Below are 18898 nucleotides of genomic sequence, written 5' to 3' on the forward strand. Positions count from 1 at the left end.
CACCGGCTACCCATGCTTTCTTCGAAGCATTTCAGCAACCGTGGTCATTGTTCCCAATCAGGCTACAACACGTATGCAATGCTGCGCGATCATGATTTATTGATAACTGTTTTGCTGCTGCGCACAACTGAAAAAGACGTTGCTTAAATGCAATTTGCACAAGCAATAAACGGCTTTACGCTTTTCTTATTTCGCGCCGAGCGCGGGGAAAAACTGCAATATTCCGCCGATGCAATAGAGATAAAGCCCGCTCGCTACAAAGCCGATCACCGCCCAGGTCGGCGTTTCGAAATGCATCAGCAACGCATAACCGCCAAGCGCACACCAGACGAACACGATTGCCAGATTTAGCGGCCGCAATCGCTTCACGCGCACCGGATGCAGGAAATTGATCGGCAGGAATGTCAGGAACACCGAAACGGTAACAACAGTCATGGCTGTTGTGGCGCTGGCATCCATGACGAACAGCGTGAACACCACCATGTTCCACACCACCGGAAAGCCGGAGAAGAAATATTCGTCCGTCTTCATGCCCATGTCGGCATAATAGATGGCGCTCGACACCACGATCATGCCAGCCGCCACGAAGGACAGCGGTTCGCCGATCATGCCGCTCTGGTAAAGCGCAAAGGCGGGCAAGAGCACATAGGTGACATAGTCGATGATATTGTCGAGCGTATCGCCGGACCAGTTGGGCAGAACTTCCTTCACCCGAACCTTGCGCGCGATGGGCCCGTCAATGCCATCCACCAGCAGCGCAAGCCCCAGCCACCAGAACATGTCGACAAAGCGGTGTTCGGAAGCGGCGACGACGCCAAGAAAAGCCAGAAAGGACCCGGATGCCGTCAAAATATGAACGGAAAAGGCGCGGATTTCCGCGTAGGGAACACGCTTGTAGTTGAAAATTTTCATGGTCAGCGTCTGCGCCCCGCTTTTCATCCGCCCTGTTCATTCCGGTATGCGGCCATTCACCACGCTTTGCAACCGGCTGATCTGGCTTATCCTAGGACTAATATAGCGGTACAACCAACGAATGTTTACGCCGGGATGTTCCGGGGTCAAAGTGGATTTACCCACGCAAAGCCTTTATGATGCCTTGGAAATAACAACGGATCAGGACCATGAGACACTTCGATATCGCCATCACCGGTGCGGGACTTGCGGGCCAGATTGCCGCCATAGCTCTTGCGCGGTCGGGCCACCACGTGGCGCTTGTTGCGCCCCCCAGCGAAAAGAAGGACCGGCGCACGACGGCGCTGATGGACCAGTCGATCCGCTTCATGGACCGTCTTGGCCTCTGGTCGCGCATAGCCCCTGCCGCAGCCCGTCTTTCCACCATGCAGATCATTGACGGCACCGACCGCCTGCTGCGCGCGCCCACCGTGCAGTTCCGCTCATCTGAAATCGGGCTGGATGCATTCGGCTGGAATATTCCCAATGAGGCGCTGCTTGGCGTGCTTAGCGAAGCGGTCGAACAGGAACACAATATTACCCGCTTCGAAACCACCGCCGAGACGATTGATATCGGCAACGACCGTGTATCGGTAACACTTGGCGATGGTGAAGCGCTCTCCGCCGATTTTCTTATCGGCGCGGATGGCAGGAAGTCGATGGTGCGGGATGCAGCCGCAATCGGTGTCAAATCCTGGTCCTATCCGCAGACGGCCATCGTTTTGAACTTCAGCCATAGCCGGCCGCACGGCAATGTCTCGACAGAATTCCATACGCCCACGGGACCTTTCACGCAGGTTCCCCTGCCCGGCGACCGCTCCAGCCTCGTCTGGGTTGTCACTCCAGCGCAAGCGGAAGAGCTGACGGCACTGCCGCTTGAAGCGCTCAGCCTCAGGGTGGAGGAGCGCATGCAATCCATGCTCGGCGCCGTTACGGTGGAAGACAGCGTGCAGGCATGGCCACTGTCTTCCATGACCGCGCATCGCTTCGGCAAGGGCCGCGTCGCCCTGATCGGCGAGGCTGCACATGGTTTCCCGCCCATCGGCGCACAGGGTCTGAACCTCAGCCTGCGCGACATCATCGCCCTCACCGACCTGCTCGGCGCTGTCTCCGACCGCCCGATTGCGGCGGATGCCGGCAGCAGCTTCGACCGCAAGCGGCGGGCGGATGTCTACACCCGCACCCTCAGCGTCGATCTCCTCAACCGGTCGCTGCTTTCCGATCTACTGCCGGTGCAGATGGCGCGTGCGGCTGGTCTGCATGTGCTATCCGGCATCGGCACGCTCAGAAGCATGGTCATGCGCGAAGGCATCGAGCCGGGGCGCGGGCTGAAGGCCCTGCCCTCGCTGCTGTTCGGCAGCTTCAAAAAGGCTGGATGAAATAAACCACGCCCGTCAGCGTGAAGACCGAAAGCACCGTCGAGATCAGGATCGTCGCCGACGCCCTCTCCTGCCAGACGTGATATTGCTGGCCGATGACGAAGACATTCGTCGCGGTCGGCAAGCCCGCAAGCAGCACGGCGGAATAGATCCATACCGGTTCGAACCGCCCGAGCGACGAGAGCACGAGATAAGCGGCAAGCGGATGCAGGATAAGCTTTGCCGGGACGATATAGCTGATTTCGACCGGCACCCGCTTCATTGGCCGCAGCGCCAGCGTGACACCCATGGCAAACAGAGCGCATGGTGCTGCCGATTGCGCCAGATAATCCACCAGCCGCTGCACCGCCTCCGGCGGCTGCCATGACAGCGAAGCGGCCAGAAAACCGGCGATTACCGACACGATGAACGGGTGAGTAATGACCTTGCGCGCCACATCCAGCGCAAGCCTTGCTACAGAGCGCTTGTCACCGCCCGCAACCGCCATCATCGCCGGTGCGACGATGAAATGGGCGGCGTTTTCGAGACAGACGATCAGCGCGACGGGCACTGCCGCTTTTTCACCGAGCGCCAGAAGCGCAAGCCCCGGACCCATATAACCAATATTGCCGTAGCTTGCCGCGAAACTCTGGATCGTCGTTTCGGCGAGATTGTTCTTTCTCACGAACCGGCCGATCAGGAACACAGCCAAGAAAATGCCGTAGGTGCAGGCAAGACTGGCGGCAACGAAATCCATGCGCGTCAGTTCTTCCACCGGCGTTTTCGACACCAGCTTGAAAAAAAGCGCCGGAAGCGCCGCATAAATGATGAAGGTGTTCAGCCAGCCCATCGCCTCGACCGGCTGTTTCGTTATGCGCGCCGCGCCGTAGCCGATGAAGATCAGGCCGAAAAACGGCAAAAGCAATCCGACGATATCGGCCACAGTCTTTCCCCCGCGTATAAAATACGCGGGGAGGCTTAGCCGATTTTCATCAGGATCGGAAAGGTCTCCTGGAACCAGATCGCCACATTGGTGATGAAACCGGTCATGAAAGCGAGGCCGGTGAGCACCAGCAACACACCCATCAGCTTTTCCACAAGACCGAGATGGCGGCGGAAACGGACAAGGAAACGCATGAAGGAACCGGAAAAGGCGGCAGCAATCCAGAACGGCACCGCAAGGCCAAGCGAATAGACCGCAAGCAGCATCGCGCCATCGCCAACCGTGTCACGCGAGGCGGCAACGCCGAGGATCGCGCCTAGGACAGGACCGATGCAGGGCGTCCAGCCGAAGGCAAAGGCAAGGCCCATGACATAGGCGCCGGAAAGCGTGGCCGGTTTGCCCGCCCCCTGAAACCGCGCCTCACGCGAAAACAGGCCAATGCGGAAAACGCCGAGAAAATTCAGACCCATTAGAATGATGATGAAACCGCCAATCTTGGCGAGAATATCGAGGTTCTGGCGCAACAGCGTGCCGATCGTCGAAGCACCGGCACCCAGCGCCACGAAGACCGTGGCAAAACCGAGCGTGAAGAAGAAAGCCGAAAACAGCACGGCCCGGCGGATTTCAGGCCGCGGCGCGGTATTCTCCGTCCTGAACTGCTCCACCGAAACACCGGCCATATAGCAGAGGTAAGGCGGCACCAACGGCAGGACGCAGGGCGACAGAAATGACAGGGCACCGGCCAGAAGCGCGCTGAACAGGGAAATATCGGCAATCGACAAGAAAGAACTCCGCATTGACGCATGTCTCCCAAAAGCGGGAATCGGTTTTGGGATAACGTCACGCGCAAAAAGATCAGCAAGGCACGTCGCGATTCCCGAGATTCGCCGCGTTTCACGCTCTCATTTTGGCGCATGCCATTGCCGCAAAACGATTTCACCCGTTTGCCAGACATGTCTGAAGCCGCTTTTATCCCCAGCCGCCCCCTCTCTCCAATCACCTTTTCGGGGGTGCGACAAAAAAAACCGGATTGATTGTAGAAAGCGCTTTTTTTGGGTTGACCGAACGGATCGCTCTACCTATGTTCCGCGCACTTCCGAAGGGCATCCCAGCCCCGACACGGGAGAGCGTAGCTCAGCCGGTAGAGCAACTGACTTTTAATCAGTAGGTCCAGGGTTCGAATCCCTGCGCTCTCACCACCTTCATCAAAGATATCAGTAAGTTAAGACGCATAATGCTCATCGATATGTTCGCTGGCGGTAACGATATGCGCTTGCGCCGCGTGACATGAAGTTGCGTCCCGACAGATCTCGTCCCTGAAACTGCCTCCCAGAAGAACGCAAATCGCCGCCCTCCCTCACACGCCGACCCCTGGCTCGCGAACCGGCCGATAAGGCCGCTCAATGCAAAGCATTGTACGATGGCGTGTGCTAATACCTGATCCGTGTAGGGGCGGCCTTCGGTCCGGAGTCGGTTGTCGGATTGGCGCGAGCCAAGGGAGAAAGAACAATGGCAACCCATATCGAAGACGACAGTGACATGCTCATACCTCAGGATCTGGCGGAGGGAGCGAGCCGTTATCTGGGGAAACCGCTTGAGCTGCTGCCGGACAGGGAAAAAGCAATATTTCGTCGTCTTGCAGCAAGGCGCACCATCTCGACGGACGCGAATGCGGTTTTCGACGAGAGACTGACGCCCGGCCAGCGGCTTGCGGATGCGGTTGCCAAATTCGGTGGTTCCTGGACCTTTATCCTTATATTTGCGGCTTTGCTTGCGATATGGCTGAGCGCAAACATCATCGCGGCTTCGAACGCCTTCGATCCCTACCCGTTCATTTTCCTCAACCTCATCTTATCCATGCTCGCAGCGGTTCAGGCGCCGGTGATCATGATGAGCCAGAACCGACATGCGGCCAAGGATCGGATCGATGCCGCACATGACTACGAGGTCAATCTGAAGGCAGAGATCGAAATCATGGCGCTGCACGATAAGTTTGATCGGATGCGCTCTATCGAGCTGAAAGCCCTCGTCGATAAACAGCAGCAGCAGATCGACCTTTTGACAAAACTCGTGCTGAAACAAACAGGCTAGAAAATTTACGACAAAATACGGAAAATCGCGCCCGCGCGCCGATTCCATGTGCAACGGAACGCGCTTTGTGTGCCGGTGGTACAGTAGCAGCTGCAGCACTTCATGGATGGTTTCCAGACAAGCTATGTGCTTGCGCATCCCTCATATAGAGCGCAGAATAAATCAATCGCAGCATTTGAAGCGGGCGCTGTTGTGTGAAGGTGCATCTGCCTTGGCCCCAACCAAAGGAGGACGAAATGTCTTCCATCAATCGAAAACGAAATGTCGATCCAGATCGTGCGCCCCTGCTCGTCAAGGCGATCGACAGGCTTGAAAAAGATGCTGCAACGTTATGCGGTTCGTCGAAACTCGACGCGTGCAGGCGAGTTCTGATCGCCGCCATTCGACGTGGTTCCGGCAGGCGTAAACCAATCCCGGCTGCGTCGGCTCCTCACCATAAGAACCGGGACATATTTCAGTCTACCCAAAAATCCGGAAGCCCGGCTGTCGAGAGATGGGAAAATGAAGGCGGCGCGATCAGATGATCGTTGTCGCCTGCCCAGAACGGAGTGATCATCATGGCGTCAAGTGTCCATCTGGAAGAAATGACATCGGCGGAATGCATCGCATTCCTTTCCCGGATGAGCTTCGGGCATCTTGCCTGTATCGATCACGACAGGCCCTATGTGGTGCCGATCCATTTCGTGTTTCACGAAGGTGGAGTCTACAGCTTCTCGATGATGGGAGCCAAGATAGAGAATATGCGCCTGAACCCTCATGTTTGCCTTCAGGTTGATGAGGTCAAAAACACCAGCACATGGACAAGCGTAATTCTCCATGGCCTCTATCAGGAGCTTGAAGATAACGAGCAATGGCAAAGCGAGCGGATCTACGCCTGGTCTCTGATCCAGAAACACCCGAACTGGTGGGAGCCGGGAGGCTCAACGATCCATCCGCACGAAAATGGAACGGACTCCACCAAGCCGATTTTCTTCAGCATCCAAAAAGAAAGCCTCACGGGCCGCAAAGCGGTCCAGAGGGAAGATTTCGTGCGTTAAGCGGCCTCCCTCTACAGATAGGCGTACACATACCGCGCAATATTGTCATAAAAACTGGAGAGATAGGCTGGCACCCGGTTCAACCGGGCAAATTTGCTGCCGCGATATTCCGCGCGCGTGCCGACCAGCGTGTCCGGATCGCCGAAAGGCAGAAAATCCTTTTCGGTGACGTAGACATGCGTGCCGTAACCCCAGCCGCATTCCAGCGCCCGGTCGAAAGGCAGCGTCATCACCCTTGCCGCTTTCAGAAACTCCTCCGCTCCACCGCGTGAGATGATATAGCAGGCCGACGATCCCTGTGGCCCGTATATGCAGCGCCCCAGCTTGTCTCCGAGAGCGCTGGTCTTCCTGGCTCTGAAACCTCTGTGGCGGTGATTGGTCAGCTTTACGATGGAATTCTCAGGCATGATCGCGACCATTGCCTTGACCCGATCGGAGAAGTCAGGCGTGAAGGCAACATCATCCTCAACGATCACGGCCACCGGCGCATCCGTGGCGAGGAAAATCTCCAGTGCCTTGATATGGCTGGCATAACAGCCATACTCCCCAGGCAAGGCATGACGACCGTTGCGAAGCTCAAAGCCGCGCCTGTTAAAATCCGTCCATTCGGCAGCGGGAATGGTCTTACCGTCAACACCTTCCACCGGGCGCAAATCCAGCCCAAGACCTGATGCTCCGTTCAGCATCTTTTCAAGACGGGCGCGCGCTCTGGCGATGGAGATGATGTAAACGGGAAAAGCGGATATCGGCAGCATTCGGAAAGCACCATGCGCATAGGGTCGGGAAACCGTCTCCTACAGCATGTGGCGCACCATGTCTGCATGCCGTGATTTCCACGCCGGCAGAATTTCGGGCGAGCAACGCGCAAGCTTTGATGGTTCGAGAATGCGGCGCGAGATTATTTACGCGGGGCGGTGCGGCGGCAGCGCCAGTTCCAGTCTCTGGCTTCGCCCGTATCCATGTGAACCGATTCGGTGTGGCAATAGGTGCCTACACCACCACGCTGCGGCATCGAGCGCAGATAGGACGCAAGCTCCCATTTGGAAACGCCCTTGATCTGGATGTCGGCTGCATCGCAGGTGTAGTGCTTGGAACCCTGCCTTATGCCCTTTGGCGGGCGATAACCCGAGGTGACGATGGCCGGGCTGTTGTAGTGGCGCTCGACATCCTTGATCATGCGCACCAGTTCCGGCTTGAAACAACCGACTTCAACATGATCGGTCTGCAGGAAAAGCCCGTTCGGAGAAACTCGAGTGAGGCCGGAGAGCGAGGCAAGCTTCATCAGGCCGGCCGGCTGGTCATCCTCGTCTTCGAGATGCGCATCGTCGAATTCGTCAGACATCATCGAACGGCCGGAAAGCGCTATACCCATCGTCCTGTCCGACCCGCCGGAAAGCGCGGCAACCTGCGTATTCTCCGCCGTACCGTTTTCGATCATTTTCGGAAGGCGCTTCTTGGCCGCACCGGCGAAGAAAGCTGCCAGCGGCACGACTGTGCCCTCACTTTCCTGCCCCTCGCCTGCCCGTTTCCCGGCTCCAGAAAACTGCGCTGAAGCAGCTGCGAGCTGTTCCGACGCATTTTGCGGCGCTGGTACGGGAACCGCCTGACGGTTTTCGCTGTGCTGTTCTGCCGGTACCGGCACGGCAGTCGGCACTTGTCCCGTTGCGGATACCGGTTGCGGCTGTGTCGCCTGCACTGGTGCCGAGTAGACGCTGCTGACGGCGGGTGCGATACCCTGGGAAGGTGCACCCGCTGCGGCTGTAGCCCCCGCCGCAACGGCAGGTCTGCTTGAATATATGCTTGATGTACCCGCGGAAATCGCCGTCGGCTGCGTCGTCAGGCCGCCAATATCGGCGGCGGCACCGTAACCCTGTGCGGGGACACCGGGCGCCTGCGGCTGGGCCGCAACGGCCCCGCCGGTTGCGGAGGCCACGGCGGGATCCACGTAATGCCCCTGCTGCTGTTTGGCGGCCGGATTATGAACCGCCGATGCCGCCTGCGCCTTCTGCTCGGCGGAAATCGCCGGCTTTTTGCTATTGGCAGCCATGTCGTCATCCGTCACCGCTGAAACGCATCCGGCAAGCCCGAGCAACGAAACCGCGACAACAAGACGCTGACAGGCAACGCGTCCTTTCGCGCTATCGACAGCTTTCATGGGTGGCCTCCGTATCTTGCATTTACAACAGCAGCACGGGAACGGAATCGTCTGCTTTTTCAAAACAGGACATGCCGTTTCGATTCGCGGACTATGCCTCAACCCATCCGGACAAGGCAAGAGTGACCGAAATCGTCGCTTCTGGTCGGGAAAACCCCTACCAGGAACCCGTATTCTGCATAGATATCCACGGTTCGGCTGGCGCGAGGCTTTCGCCCTTCTGCAAGATTTCGAAAGAAATACCGTCGGGCGAACGAACGAAGGCCATGTGACCGTCACGCGGCGGCCGGTTGATCACGACGCCATTTTGCTGAAGGTGGGCACAGAAGTCGTAAATATTGTCGACCTCATAGGCCAGGTGCCCGAAATTGCGGCCGCCAGTGTAATCTTCGGTGTCCCAATTGTAGGTGAGTTCAAGGGAAGGCGCCTTTTTTTCGCGCGCCGCAGAGATATCGTCGCGCGCTGCAAGAAAAACCAGAGTGAAACGGCCTTTTTCGTTTTCGATCCGGCGTATTTCCTCGAGACCCATCAGGTCGCAATAGAATTTCATTGATTCGCCAAGGTCTTTGACGCGAACCATCGTGTGCAGATACCGCATTTTCTTCCTCTCCAATACGCTTTTCCGGGCCATAAACGCATGATCGCAAGCCCCGGACAAGGACGGCGACATAAAAGCAGCTACGCAAATCAAAAACTAGGGCTTGCGTGGAACCGTTACCAAGATGTTAATCTGGTACACAGGAATCAGTTGACCGGTGTGTGGCGCGTAATCGAGGGGTTGGCAGGATATGGCTGATAGGATGTCATCGAAAACGATAGTCGATGTCGAGGACCTTTCGGCCGATGCCGTGGACCTGACCGAAATCACCGGCGCGGTGAAATGGTTCGACGTTGCCAAGGGTTTCGGCTTTATCGTGCCTGACAACGGCATGCAGGACGTGCTGCTGCATGTCTCCTGCCTGCGCCGCGATGGGTATCAGACCATTCTCGAGGGTACGCGCATCGTTGCCCTCATCCAGCGGCGTGACCGCGGCTTTCAGGCCTTCCGCATCCTGTCGATGGATCAGTCCACCGCCGTTCACCCGTCGCAGCTGCCGCCGGTTCGCACCCATGTGCAGGTCACGCCGTCAAGCGGGCTTGAGCGTGCAATCGTCAAGTGGTTCAACCGGACCAAGGGTTTCGGCTTCTTGACGCGCGGCGAAGGCACGGAAGATATTTTCGTGCATATGGAAACGCTGCGCCGCTTCGGCCTCACGGAACTGCGTCCGGGCCAGGTGGTGCTGGTGCGCTTTGGCGATGGCGACAAGGGTTTGATGGCGGCGGAAATCCACCCCGACAACCCGGCCCCGATCGGGATGTCGCACTGATGGCCGCTGTGTTTCGCAACTTGATGAAGAGCGCCGTTCTGGCGCTTCTTTTTTTCACGCTCTCAAGCGCAGCACAGGCTCAACAGCAGCAGACGTTTCAATCCGAACCGCTGACGATAGAGACCGCCTCCGGAGAAACCCACGAATTTGTTGCGGAACTGGCGCTGGACAACGCCCAGCGCGAACAGGGCCTTATGTTTCGCAAGTCAATGCCGCTTGGAAGCGGTATGCTGTTCGATTTCGGCAAGGAGCGGGATGTAGCCATGTGGATGAGGAATACTCTCATTCCGCTCGACATGCTGTTCATCGCCCGGGACGGGCGCATAACCCATATCCACGAGAACGCCGTGCCACACTCAGAAGCGATCATCAGCTCCCGTGGGTCGGTCAAATTCGTGCTTGAACTGAATGGCGGCACTGCCAAACGCTACGGCATCAAACCAGGCGATGTGGTTCGCAGTGCACAAATCGGCAACCGGAAATGACATTGCCGCGTTACTGCGTCTGAAAAGGCCGGACGACGTTTCGCCCGGCCGGCAAGATCTCAGTAGACCGGCTCGATATGGCTCAAAATCCGGCAATTGGAAATAGATGCGGCAAGATTGATGGCAATGTCGATTGCCTCGACCGAATCCGCCGTCCCTTCGAGATAGATCACGTCATTTTCGACGGTTGCGGAAATCCGCGACTTCTCGAGACCGTTTTCGAAAGCCAATGCAGAGGTGATGGCCTCGCATACACCCGCCATGCGGTCTCCAAAGAAGCTTTCCTGAATGCCTGACAAATTGAACATGTGCGTTCTCCTTCTTGGCTATTACAACGCCCGAATCACGGTTTTGTTCATCTCCGGTTCATCAATTCGTTCATCTTCCATTCATCTTGGCAAATTGGAACCCCCTGCCCGATCACATTTTAGGTGATCGGGAACCATTTCGTGAGGTGAGCATTTCGCGCATGGGAGTGAAATTTGCCGTCAAGGCGCATGAAACAGGGAGGAGAATGACATGCTGATTAACAAAACGGAGCCGTGTCACCACGCCTCGTGGATGAAGCCGGTGGCGATCCACCTGCCGTTATCCGCAGCGGTGGAAATCTACAGCCCTCTGGTGGCGCTGGACATGCTGATGTACCGCTGGCCGGATGAACACGGACCGGAATATGAGGACGCACGCAGGAACTGTCTCGATGCTATCGCTGGAAAATGCGACATCGAAAAAGCGCGGGAATCGTTTCTGGTCGCAAGCAGCCACGCGCATATTCTGAACATCCACTAGGTCGTCACGCGGAAGGCTTTGTGAATATTATCGACTACATATCAATCACTTACGGTGATGACAACCGGATGAGCGGCAAGTCTATCTGCCGTCATCAACATGGCTCCAGAGGTCAAAACAACGGGCAATCCACCTGCGTGGATCGCCCGTTTGATTGAAGCCTGAACTTCGTCCTATTCAAATGGCCGGGTGCACAGGGATCGGGAGGTTGCTGTGAGATACACCGTCTTAATTTTCCCCATGCACCGGCAGTCAATACTCGGATAGATTTCTGTCTTACAATCGGTGTTTCGACGTGACTATTCCTGATAGCGCGACACGCCCGCTTCGTCGTTATGGCATTCAACCAGGCAAACGACCGTCTCCCCTAGCGAAGAGGTAGTCTGCAAAAACCGTTCACGCTTTCTCGGTAACAAACGCGGCATCGACCCGTGCGCCAGGGTCGCATGAACGACCGAAGTCGTATCCTGCCTGCGGAACATGACATGTAACTGTCATGCAAACGTTATAATCCGCAATGACGAATTCCATGGAATCGGTTGGCGGGTAAACCGCTGAAAGCTTGGGAGTGGAACTGGCCAACATGGAAACTGTTTTTGCCCTTTGCGCAATTCTGCTCCTCGCCTTCAATCTTCTCGGCGTCGTTCTGGCAGGCTGGCGGCTGAAAAGATGCGATACGGACAACGCACTTGTCCGGCAGAAACCGCCGGTATCACTGGTGGTGCCGCTGCGCGGCATCGAAACTTTCACGCCGCTGACGCTGTCGCGCGCCTTCCAGCTCAACTGGCCGGACTATGAGCTTCTGTTCTGCGTCGCCGACGAGTTCGATCCCGTGATCGAGGAAGTGCGCAAGGCAAGCGCGGCCTTCCCCGCAGTTTCAGCGCAATTGCTCATCGGCGATGATCGCATCAGCGCCAATCCCAAACTGAACAATTGCGTCAAGGGCTGGCGTGCTGCCCGACACGAATGGGTCATTCTGGCCGATTCCAATGTTTTGATGCCGCAATCCTATATCGAAACCATGATGTCGGCCTGGCGGCCGGATAGCGGACTGGTCTGCTCGCCACCGCTCGGCTCCCGGCCGGATGGCTTTTGGGCGCATGTGGAATGCGCCTTCCTCAACGGCTCGCAAGGCCGCTGGCAATATGCGGCGGAAGCCATCGGCATGGGCTTCGCGCAGGGCAAATCGATGTTGTGGAACAAGCCGTTCCTGGAAGAGCGCGGCGGCATCCGCGCGCTCGCCGCCGAAATCGCCGAAGATGCCGCTTCCACGAAACTGGTCAGAAACGCCGGTCGCAAGGTACACCTGGTGTCGGCCCCGTTCGAGCAGCCGCTCGGACAGCGCCATGCCGGTGAGATCTGGTCGCGGCAGACCCGCTGGGCGCGGCTGCGGCGCGTCACCTTCCCGCAATATTTCGCCCCGGAAATCCTCACCGGCGCGCTTCCCCCGCTCCTCTTCGCGCTCGCTGCCGCCGTTGCCGCGGATGCGAACCTTGCCGTCACCGCGATTGCCGTACTCGCCATCATGTATGGCCCGGAACTGGCGCTCGCAGCTCTCAACCGGTGGCCGGTATCACTCTATACCCTTCCGGCAATGGTCGCGCGGGATGTCATCATGCCATTCGTCTGGGTACGCAGCTGGATCGGCAGCGCGGTTGCATGGCGCGGCAATGTCATGACGATCGGCACGGCCGAAAGCACATTGGCCGGACCTTCAGCGGACTGAACGGAAGCTTTTATTTGAAGGGGTTACACCGACAAGCGAATGTTTCGCTTTAAATGGTCGGAGTGGAGAGATTCGAACTCCCGACCCTCTGGTCCCAAACCAGATGCGCTACCAGACTGCGCTACACTCCGCCGAGGCGATGGCTGGGGAATACACGGTTCACCCGCAGTCCGCAACAGGGAAATTCATCTTTGTTGAGCCCATTGTCTCGATTATTGAAAACTCATGCAACGCGGTGGGACCGTGAAGAGGTCGCAAAGGATAATCGTCTTGACTCTCACATGGAGTCGGTCCATTTCAAATTCAGCGTTCCTGACACGATTTGGTTATTCTATTCAGGTACGTGAATAGTAATCCGGGGCGCATGCCCCACCGCCCAACCGGAGCAGTTTCGACATGTCTGCGAAGATTTACCGCCCTGCAAAGACCGCCATGCAATCCGGCAAGGCGAAAACCAATGTCTGGGTTCTGGAATTCGACGCTGAGGTCCCGCGCAAGATCGATCCGATCATGGGATACACCTCGACATCCGACATGAAGCAGCAGGTAAAGCTGACATTCGAGACGCAGGAACAGGCCGAAGCCTATGCGCAGCGCAAGGGCATCGAATACCGCGTCATCCAGCCAAAGGAAGCAACCCGCAAAGTTGTATCCTACACGGATAATTTCCGCTTCAACCGCACCCAGCCCTGGACGCATTGAAGAAGACGCACTGAACGATTTTCAGCCGGAGTAACAATAGTCCGGCACGACGGCCCCTTAGCTCAGCTGGATAGAGCGTCGACCTTCTAAGTCGAATGTCGCAGGTTCGAATCCTGCAGGGGTCGCCATCTCCATCTAAACTGCCGCTTTCGGGATCCAGATCGCGTGATTTCGCGGGTTTGGTTTGTCCCTGCGCTGACTGATCGGGGCAACTCGCGGCATTTGAATTGGGCATGTTCGACTTTCCGCTCACAACAGAGGGTCCTGCGGTCGCACTGCATTTCTGAAGAACGGTTTTCACATGGCGATAGGCGTGATTTACTCTTGAGCGTCGCCAGGCGGTTAGGCTTTAACAACCCGCCACCGAAGCCGACAACCCGTGGGTTGTTCTTCGGTGATACCGCTCCGTAGGTTTGTCGCTATTTCACTTGGTCGGGGCGAAATGTTCCGATAGGTCTGTCCCTCGTCACATCGCGAGCTTTCTTTGTCCATGAGCTGACCGGGAGATTCTTCCACCACTCCTTTTGTAAAGCGTCAGAAGAAATTTAACCCGGGTGCGGCTTGAAACGAGGGGGCAATTCGACACCCACCTTCTAAGCTTGAGCGTGACTATTCTAGGTCTTTCTCAGTAGTTCCTTGATCGCCCCGACAACGAAGCGCGCCGAAAGAACAGAGCCGTACTCATGAACATCGTCAGCTTTTGCCGAATCGGCTAAGTCAACGACGGTCTTTGCTCCAAAACAAATCGGTTTGCTCATGGACAGCTCGCGGGCGCGATATAACCCGTACATTTCCATATCGAGACCGCCAAGTTTGCGATGTTGATCGCGAATTTCTAAAATGCGCTGTTCCGACGCGATCACGGCCGAACCGGTGACGGTGGGTTTAAGCAACACACTCTGTTTTAGGACTTTATCGCTGGCAATTTGGCCGGCCTTTAAATGATCGAAAGGAGCGTTTCGTTCGATGTACTGGCTGAGGCGGACACGCACGTCATTTTCGAGTGTGATGTCGTAGTGCTCAAGCTTGAATGTGTCACCAGACCACTTTCCCGCTTGATGTTCCCAACACACGTCGGAAACGATGAGTGTGCCGACCTCAACCTCCTCCGAAAAGCCGGCACAGATGCCCGCCATGCAAATCAGCTTCGGATTGAGCAGTTCAATTGCGCGCGCGGAAATGACGGACGCGTCTACAAGTCCCATTCGTGGTGGTTTAACACATACGCCTTTCAGTCCATCGATTTCTAGGTGGAGGCAATCTAGTTCTGAGATGATCTCAAGCTCGCCAATTGTTGCCTCTGTGTGCTTGAACCCACTACGCTCTTTTTCCAATGCACATACGATCACGAAATCGATCCGCACGCGTCTTTCGATACGCTGAAGGATAACGTTCAAGCTAGCTTTCCACGAACCTCCATTGCCATCGAAGTGAACCAATATTATCCCAGCATCGACAAAACGTTTCCGACGCGCGTCAACAAGGTCTTCGAACTGGGAAAGCGCGACTACAACCGCGCGTGAATTCTTTGCGCTGTCCTGAATGTGAGACACGATCTCGTCCGAGACATCGATTTCCTTATCTCCTCTCCGTCGTGGAAGCAGAAGATCAGTCACGATGAGGTCGTAGGAGGTTTCAAAAATAGGCTTCACTGCTGCCTGGAGGCAATCTACTTTAGTAAAATCCACCTCATAACCCGCAAAATACTGGGTGACTTCAGCTTCGATCATTCTGCGCTTAGACTCGGTGTCCTCGATAATCAATGCACGTATCACAAAATTCTCCTGAGCAACGTATCGAGGTCTTTCTTCCAACCTTCCGACAACCTGTCGAACTGCACGACGCCGGCTAAGTTGACGCGCATAAGTTCACTGACCCGTTTTTTTACCCGCCCGAGAGGATAGAGTTTCCCTTCAAGTTCCAACTCCGGGTATTGCGTGACGATAATGACGTTATCCTTTCGACCCAAGTAGTCTAACTCCAATAGCACTTCAACGCCGCCCGAAGGAAATGAATGCGGGGCCCCCTCACCCTTTTTTAGTCCATGACTCGGCAGCGCGATGTCCAGGAGAATGCAGTCGAACTCCGCTTCAGCAAGCGCCGCAACCGCCTCGCCGACGGAAAGTGCAGAAATCACCTCGGTTACATCGCAGCAACCTGCAATCGCACGAAGCATCTCGCCATATTTGAAGGTATCGTCTTCAACAATCAAAACTTTTGCCATGAGTTAGATCGCAGTTAGAGCAAGGGATGCGGAAAACCGAACTCTACGTCCATTGTAGGTAACGCCGAAATTTGAGACTTCCCCCAGATGAACCTCCAGCGCCCGGATTTTGCGAATGCCGCTAAAACTGTCCACTTTGAAGGCGTTTTCTATTTCAGCCTCCATGGCGACTTGAATGCGCTTCTTAACCTTTTCGACCGTTGCCTTCTCGCTCATTTCGGATTCAATGGAAATTCGCGCTGACGTCCCATCGTCTGTGACAGTTACGTCGAAGCTAAGAACACCCTTCTTTTCCCCGTGTTTTCCTGCGTTGTAAACGAGGATATAGAGCATGTCGTAGACATAATGGTATCGGTGGCCGAACAGGTCGAGTGCACGCTCTTCGTTGAATACTATCGTCGGATCGAAACCGGGAAGTTGCTCTTTCACCTCAACGAGAACGGCGTTGAAGAGAAGCGACAACGGTGCTGAAGGGCTGACGTTTTTAGGTTGCGTCAGCCACAGGTTTAAGGTCGCAAACTTACGATGTACTGCCTCATTGACTCGCCGAGCCAAATCGTTCACTCCATCGACATCAGGTAAGGCCGCTGGATCAATAATAAGGTGTTCGGACCGAATACGACTGATCTCGTGCCGGATACGAACTAGATCGGTTTCAAGAAGTCGCCAACAGTATTCCTGAATCGTGGCAATGGCATGGATCACGGGATTATCTTGCTCCAGGCTAAGAGCAATATCCCGGACGGCCGCCCGGGCGGTATTTAGCTTGTTGGACGTTGCGATCGTTGCGATGATGCCTCCACGGCTTTTGGATTCTGCATGGAGTTGAAGAATCTCATCGCCGATCAATGCGATAGCACCCTCATACTTCTCTACGGTAGTGCCACCGCAGCATGCGGCTCGGAAGACCTCGCGCGGAGAACAGCCCAAGGATGCTTTCGATATCCGACACCTTCGCGCCGTCATCTTCGTCATCCTGTTCCGATCCGTCGGATGTCATTTTCGAAAAGAACATCGTTGGCGGAAGCTGGCGTTCGTCACCGACGACCACGACCTGTTTCGCGCGCGCAACCGCCCCCAACGCATCAACGGGCTGTATCTGACTTGCCTCGTCCATCACGAGAAGGTCGAACTCAATAACACCTGGGGGAAGAAACTGGGCAATGGAAAGCGGGCTCATCATGAAGACGGGCTTGAGCGCCTGGATTGCGGGAGACGCGCGCTGCATCAATTGCCGGATCGGCATATGGTTTCGACGGCGTGCCATTTCGCCACGCAGGACTCCTACCGGGCCGATACCACTGACAGAAGGAATCTTGCGGTGGTGGGCGCGGACGACTTCCAGCTTCGAGTGCTTCATACGGCCGAGATCAAGGTTGGCAAAATCGGCGACAAGCCGATTGTGTACTTCCCCGTCGAACCGCGCGAGTTCCGGGGTCCTGTCGTGCTGGTCCCTCAGCAACGCCTCGTAGTAAGCCATGTCGAAATACGGAATGACATTCGCCGTTGTTAGACGTCCATCCTCCAAGCGAGCAACGATCTCCGCAACGCCGGCCTCTGCAGCCTCCTTTGCTCTACTGTTAAAGGCCGCAAACTTCGAAAGTTGCTCCTCATTGGCAATCCAATCACCTAACTTTCGGATCATCTCATCAAGTGGGGCATCAGCTACCACGCCCACGCCGAACAGCGTCTCGGTATCCGATTTCAGAAATACCAAGAGTTCCGTCATCCGATCAAGGAACTCTTTCCCGAGGGCATATGCTTCCTTGGCATGAGCGTAATTCGAACTTGGGTCATCGACCCGAGACGCCAGCTTGCGAATGTCAGCATTTGAGGTCGACCAAGCGTAGACTTGGGAGAGCTTCGGCCAGTTCGAGGTCGCTCCTGACCAAAGCGAGCCGAACGCAGCGACGCCAACGGCACTGCTGGTTTCCAGCGTTTGCTTGCAACGCTGCGCTGTCGCGAGGGTCCCCAGGGCTTTCACCCGGGCTGCGGCATCAGTAAGCGGCACATGAAGCAAGTCCGAAAACGCCGCATCCGCATTCGTCAGATCGGTAATTGCAGGCGCGGATTGGAGCAAAGATATCTCATCGACGTCCGACGAACCGCCGAAAAAGTCAGTATTACCCGATCCCATGTCTGTCCAAAGAGAAAGAAGTGCTCGACGAGTTTCATCAAGCAAAGCCCGGACCTGCTCACAGCGAGACGCCACCGCTGATTTATCTGTCAGCCTACCCGCGATCGCCCGCGCTTCCGATCCCACGCCTCGTAGGCTCCTCATCCAAAGGACAAGGCTCTCGAGTGGACGTGGATCAGATTTTTCGCCGCGCCAGTCAGCTCCGAATGCCGAGCGTCCAAGACCGTCACCCTCTCTGATCGCTTTGCGGGCATCTTTGCCCTTCTGAAGGAGATCGAGAATACGGACGGTTTCTGCGGGCGGCGTCTCTGGCATCACAGTTTTTAGCAGCGCCTTTGCCTTTCTCCAGTCCCCGCTGAGGAACTTGAGAAAGCGGTCTCCGTGCATCGCCACCGCCGTGCGGGTGGGAAGCCGCGGCGGCTCCTGTCCCGAGCCGCCAGCCGCGGCTGGATACTTACCTTCGAGACGGCGTGTTCCAGGATGGCGGGGATGGCTTCCTCGACAGGCTCGACGCACACGTCGCTGCCGAGTTCTCCCGCTATCTCGGGGACTTCCTGGTCCTCCACGATGTCAGGGCCTGGATGCACGAGGAAACCGATCTGCGTGAATGGGGCTTCAGCCTCGCGGTAAATGGAGAAGACGAAGTCCGGCGTGTTGTTGCCGAAGTCGTCGATCGCAAGCGACCGACGACACAGTATGTCGAATCCGTGATTGGGCCGATGGTGAATTGGTTCCGACGCAACGCCGCAAAGGAAGCATATGGTCCTGTGATCGATCTCATGCAGGACATCCTCGAGCGCAACATGCCGTTCGGAGAAGGCCAAATCATCCTCAAGTGTTTAGCGGCAATCTCGATGAGAATCAGCGTCATTCAGGATGAGACTCGCGCCGGGGTGTGACGGAGGGAGGGCGTAGCCCGATCGTAGTCATACC

The 18898-nt window shown here is 56.3% G+C and carries 21 protein-coding genes and 3 tRNA genes; 12 read left to right on the plus strand and 12 right to left on the minus strand.

The window, feature by feature from the left end; translation table 11 throughout:
* Positions 1–186: 186 nt before the first annotated feature.
* Complete coding sequence (gene pcsA, locus ASD46_RS20040; protein WP_025593712.1) at positions 187–912, minus strand: phosphatidylcholine synthase; 726 nt, start codon at positions 910–912, stop codon at positions 187–189.
* Between the two features lie 209 nt (positions 913–1121).
* Between pcsA and ASD46_RS20045 the strand changes: the two genes are divergently transcribed.
* The gene (locus ASD46_RS20045; protein WP_060642570.1) at positions 1122–2330 is read left to right on the plus strand and encodes a UbiH/UbiF family hydroxylase; all 1209 of its coding nucleotides are present in this window, start codon (positions 1122–1124) and stop codon (positions 2328–2330) included.
* On the opposite strand, the gene ASD46_RS20050 is transcribed toward ASD46_RS20045, so the two are convergent.
* Both ASD46_RS20050 and ASD46_RS20055 read right to left on the minus strand, forming a co-directional pair.
* On the minus strand, positions 2314–3252 hold the full coding sequence (locus tag ASD46_RS20050; RefSeq protein ID WP_025593716.1) for an AEC family transporter: 939 nt from the start codon (positions 3250–3252) through the stop codon (positions 2314–2316). The genes ASD46_RS20045 and ASD46_RS20050 overlap by 17 nt on opposite strands.
* A gap of 35 nt (positions 3253–3287) precedes the next feature.
* A complete protein-coding gene (locus tag ASD46_RS20055; protein WP_025593718.1) occupies positions 3288–4034 on the minus strand; it encodes a cytochrome c biogenesis CcdA family protein in 747 nt (248 codons plus the stop codon).
* A gap of 341 nt (positions 4035–4375) precedes the next feature.
* On the opposite strand from ASD46_RS20055, the gene ASD46_RS20060 reads away from it, so the two are divergent.
* From ASD46_RS20060 to ASD46_RS20070, 4 genes are all read left to right on the plus strand, one after another.
* A tRNA-Lys gene (locus ASD46_RS20060) sits at positions 4376–4451 on the plus strand.
* Positions 4452–4761: 310 nt separating this feature from the next.
* Entirely contained in the window at positions 4762–5343 is a 582-nt protein-coding gene (locus ASD46_RS20065) for a DUF1003 domain-containing protein (RefSeq protein WP_025593860.1), read from the plus strand.
* A 236-nt stretch (positions 5344–5579) separates the two neighbouring features.
* Complete coding sequence (locus ASD46_RS27170; RefSeq protein ID WP_156390073.1) at positions 5580–5867, plus strand: hypothetical protein; 288 nt, start codon at positions 5580–5582, stop codon at positions 5865–5867.
* A 3-nt stretch (positions 5868–5870) separates the two neighbouring features.
* Complete coding sequence (locus tag ASD46_RS20070; protein WP_236735813.1) at positions 5871–6380, plus strand: pyridoxamine 5'-phosphate oxidase family protein; 510 nt, start codon at positions 5871–5873, stop codon at positions 6378–6380.
* A gap of 11 nt (positions 6381–6391) precedes the next feature.
* On the opposite strand, the gene ASD46_RS20075 is transcribed toward ASD46_RS20070, so the two are convergent.
* From ASD46_RS20075 to ASD46_RS20085, 3 genes are all read right to left on the minus strand, one after another.
* A complete protein-coding gene (locus ASD46_RS20075; RefSeq protein WP_003515947.1) occupies positions 6392–7135 on the minus strand; it encodes a glycosyltransferase family 25 protein in 744 nt (247 codons plus the stop codon).
* A gap of 143 nt (positions 7136–7278) precedes the next feature.
* Positions 7279–8535 carry a YcbK family protein gene (locus ASD46_RS20080; protein ID WP_025593864.1) on the minus strand — a complete coding sequence of 419 codons (1257 nt, stop codon included), beginning with the start codon at positions 8533–8535 and terminating at the stop codon, positions 7279–7281.
* Between the two features lie 157 nt (positions 8536–8692).
* Positions 8693–9133 carry a VOC family protein gene (locus tag ASD46_RS20085; RefSeq protein WP_003515949.1) on the minus strand — a complete coding sequence of 147 codons (441 nt, stop codon included), beginning with the start codon at positions 9131–9133 and terminating at the stop codon, positions 8693–8695.
* A gap of 190 nt (positions 9134–9323) precedes the next feature.
* Between ASD46_RS20085 and ASD46_RS20090 the strand changes: the two genes are divergently transcribed.
* Together ASD46_RS20090 and ASD46_RS20095 are read left to right on the plus strand one after the other, a co-directional pair.
* Positions 9324–9902, plus strand: coding sequence for a cold-shock protein (locus tag ASD46_RS20090; RefSeq protein ID WP_013636345.1), 579 nt, complete (start codon positions 9324–9326; stop codon positions 9900–9902).
* Positions 9902–10387 carry a DUF192 domain-containing protein gene (locus ASD46_RS20095; protein WP_019567113.1) on the plus strand — a complete coding sequence of 162 codons (486 nt, stop codon included), beginning with the start codon at positions 9902–9904 and terminating at the stop codon, positions 10385–10387. The genes ASD46_RS20090 and ASD46_RS20095 overlap by 1 nt, the downstream gene beginning before the upstream one ends.
* A gap of 59 nt (positions 10388–10446) precedes the next feature.
* Here ASD46_RS20095 and ASD46_RS20100 read toward each other — a convergent pair whose 3' ends face one another.
* On the minus strand, positions 10447–10695 hold the full coding sequence (locus tag ASD46_RS20100) for a BON domain-containing protein (protein WP_003515953.1): 249 nt from the start codon (positions 10693–10695) through the stop codon (positions 10447–10449).
* A 211-nt stretch (positions 10696–10906) separates the two neighbouring features.
* On the opposite strand from ASD46_RS20100, the gene ASD46_RS20105 reads away from it, so the two are divergent.
* Both ASD46_RS20105 and ASD46_RS20110 read left to right on the plus strand, forming a co-directional pair.
* On the plus strand, positions 10907–11176 hold the full coding sequence (locus ASD46_RS20105; RefSeq protein ID WP_003515956.1) for a DUF982 domain-containing protein: 270 nt from the start codon (positions 10907–10909) through the stop codon (positions 11174–11176).
* Between the two features lie 583 nt (positions 11177–11759).
* Complete coding sequence (locus tag ASD46_RS20110) at positions 11760–12902, plus strand: ceramide glucosyltransferase (protein WP_035198932.1); 1143 nt, start codon at positions 11760–11762, stop codon at positions 12900–12902.
* Between the two features lie 54 nt (positions 12903–12956).
* Here the strand turns inward: ASD46_RS20110 and ASD46_RS20115 are convergent.
* A tRNA-Pro gene (locus ASD46_RS20115) sits at positions 12957–13033 on the minus strand.
* A gap of 265 nt (positions 13034–13298) precedes the next feature.
* On the opposite strand from ASD46_RS20115, the gene ASD46_RS20120 reads away from it, so the two are divergent.
* A complete protein-coding gene (locus ASD46_RS20120; protein ID WP_003495468.1) occupies positions 13299–13604 on the plus strand; it encodes an ETC complex I subunit in 306 nt (101 codons plus the stop codon).
* 51 nt (positions 13605–13655) lie between these two features.
* Positions 13656–13732, plus strand: a tRNA-Arg gene (locus ASD46_RS20125).
* Between the two features lie 486 nt (positions 13733–14218).
* Here the strand turns inward: ASD46_RS20125 and ASD46_RS20130 are convergent.
* The 4 genes from ASD46_RS20130 to ASD46_RS20145 are packed head-to-tail and all read right to left on the minus strand — an operon-like array spanning position 14219 to position 18352.
* Positions 14219–15379, minus strand: a complete 1161-nt coding sequence (locus ASD46_RS20130; protein WP_060642571.1) for a hypothetical protein — start codon at positions 15377–15379, stop codon at positions 14219–14221.
* Positions 15376–15828, minus strand: a complete 453-nt coding sequence (locus tag ASD46_RS20135) for a response regulator (RefSeq protein ID WP_060642572.1) — start codon at positions 15826–15828, stop codon at positions 15376–15378. The genes ASD46_RS20130 and ASD46_RS20135 overlap by 4 nt, the downstream gene beginning before the upstream one ends.
* A gap of 3 nt (positions 15829–15831) precedes the next feature.
* Positions 15832–16677 carry a hypothetical protein gene (locus ASD46_RS20140; RefSeq protein ID WP_060642573.1) on the minus strand — a complete coding sequence of 282 codons (846 nt, stop codon included), beginning with the start codon at positions 16675–16677 and terminating at the stop codon, positions 15832–15834.
* Positions 16678–16690: 13 nt separating this feature from the next.
* Positions 16691–18352: an AAA domain-containing protein gene (locus ASD46_RS20145; RefSeq protein WP_323455133.1), complete on the minus strand. Its 1662-nt coding sequence runs from the start codon at positions 18350–18352 to the stop codon at positions 16691–16693.
* An 83-nt stretch (positions 18353–18435) separates the two neighbouring features.
* Between ASD46_RS20145 and ASD46_RS26680 the strand changes: the two genes are divergently transcribed.
* Positions 18436–18864: a hypothetical protein gene (locus ASD46_RS26680; protein ID WP_323455134.1), complete on the plus strand. Its 429-nt coding sequence runs from the start codon at positions 18436–18438 to the stop codon at positions 18862–18864.
* Positions 18865–18898 lie beyond the last annotated feature (34 nt).

It is taken from the genome of Rhizobium sp. Root491, from assembly GCF_001427205.1.
GTDB lineage: Bacteria > Pseudomonadota > Alphaproteobacteria > Rhizobiales > Rhizobiaceae > Agrobacterium > Agrobacterium tumefaciens.

Bases quoted from the DNA above. Each gene is read 5' to 3' on its own strand.
- pcsA (WP_025593712.1), bottom strand. From the start codon at position 912: ATGAAAATTTTCAACTACAAGCGTGTTCCCTACGCGGAAATCCGCGCC.
- ASD46_RS20045 (WP_060642570.1), top strand. From the start codon at position 1,122: ATGAGACACTTCGATATCGCCATCACCGGTGCGGGACTTGCGGGCCAG.
- ASD46_RS20065 (WP_025593860.1), top strand. From the start codon at position 4,762: ATGGCAACCCATATCGAAGACGACAGTGACATGCTCATACCTCAGGAT.
- ASD46_RS27170 (WP_156390073.1), top strand. From the start codon at position 5,580: ATGTCTTCCATCAATCGAAAACGAAATGTCGATCCAGATCGTGCGCCC.
- ASD46_RS20075 (WP_003515947.1), bottom strand. From the start codon at position 7,135: ATGCTGCCGATATCCGCTTTTCCCGTTTACATCATCTCCATCGCCAGA.
- ASD46_RS20080 (WP_025593864.1), bottom strand. From the start codon at position 8,535: ATGAAAGCTGTCGATAGCGCGAAAGGACGCGTTGCCTGTCAGCGTCTT.
- ASD46_RS20085 (WP_003515949.1), bottom strand. From the start codon at position 9,133: ATGCGGTATCTGCACACGATGGTTCGCGTCAAAGACCTTGGCGAATCA.
- ASD46_RS20090 (WP_013636345.1), top strand. From the start codon at position 9,324: ATGGCTGATAGGATGTCATCGAAAACGATAGTCGATGTCGAGGACCTT.
- ASD46_RS20095 (WP_019567113.1), top strand. From the start codon at position 9,902: ATGGCCGCTGTGTTTCGCAACTTGATGAAGAGCGCCGTTCTGGCGCTT.
- ASD46_RS20100 (WP_003515953.1), bottom strand. From the start codon at position 10,695: ATGTTCAATTTGTCAGGCATTCAGGAAAGCTTCTTTGGAGACCGCATG.
- ASD46_RS20105 (WP_003515956.1), top strand. From the start codon at position 10,907: ATGCTGATTAACAAAACGGAGCCGTGTCACCACGCCTCGTGGATGAAG.
- ASD46_RS20110 (WP_035198932.1), top strand. From the start codon at position 11,760: ATGGAAACTGTTTTTGCCCTTTGCGCAATTCTGCTCCTCGCCTTCAAT.
- ASD46_RS20120 (WP_003495468.1), top strand. From the start codon at position 13,299: ATGTCTGCGAAGATTTACCGCCCTGCAAAGACCGCCATGCAATCCGGC.
- ASD46_RS20135 (WP_060642572.1), bottom strand. From the start codon at position 15,828: ATGGCAAAAGTTTTGATTGTTGAAGACGATACCTTCAAATATGGCGAG.
- ASD46_RS20145 (WP_323455133.1), bottom strand. From the start codon at position 18,352: ATGCACGGAGACCGCTTTCTCAAGTTCCTCAGCGGGGACTGGAGAAAG.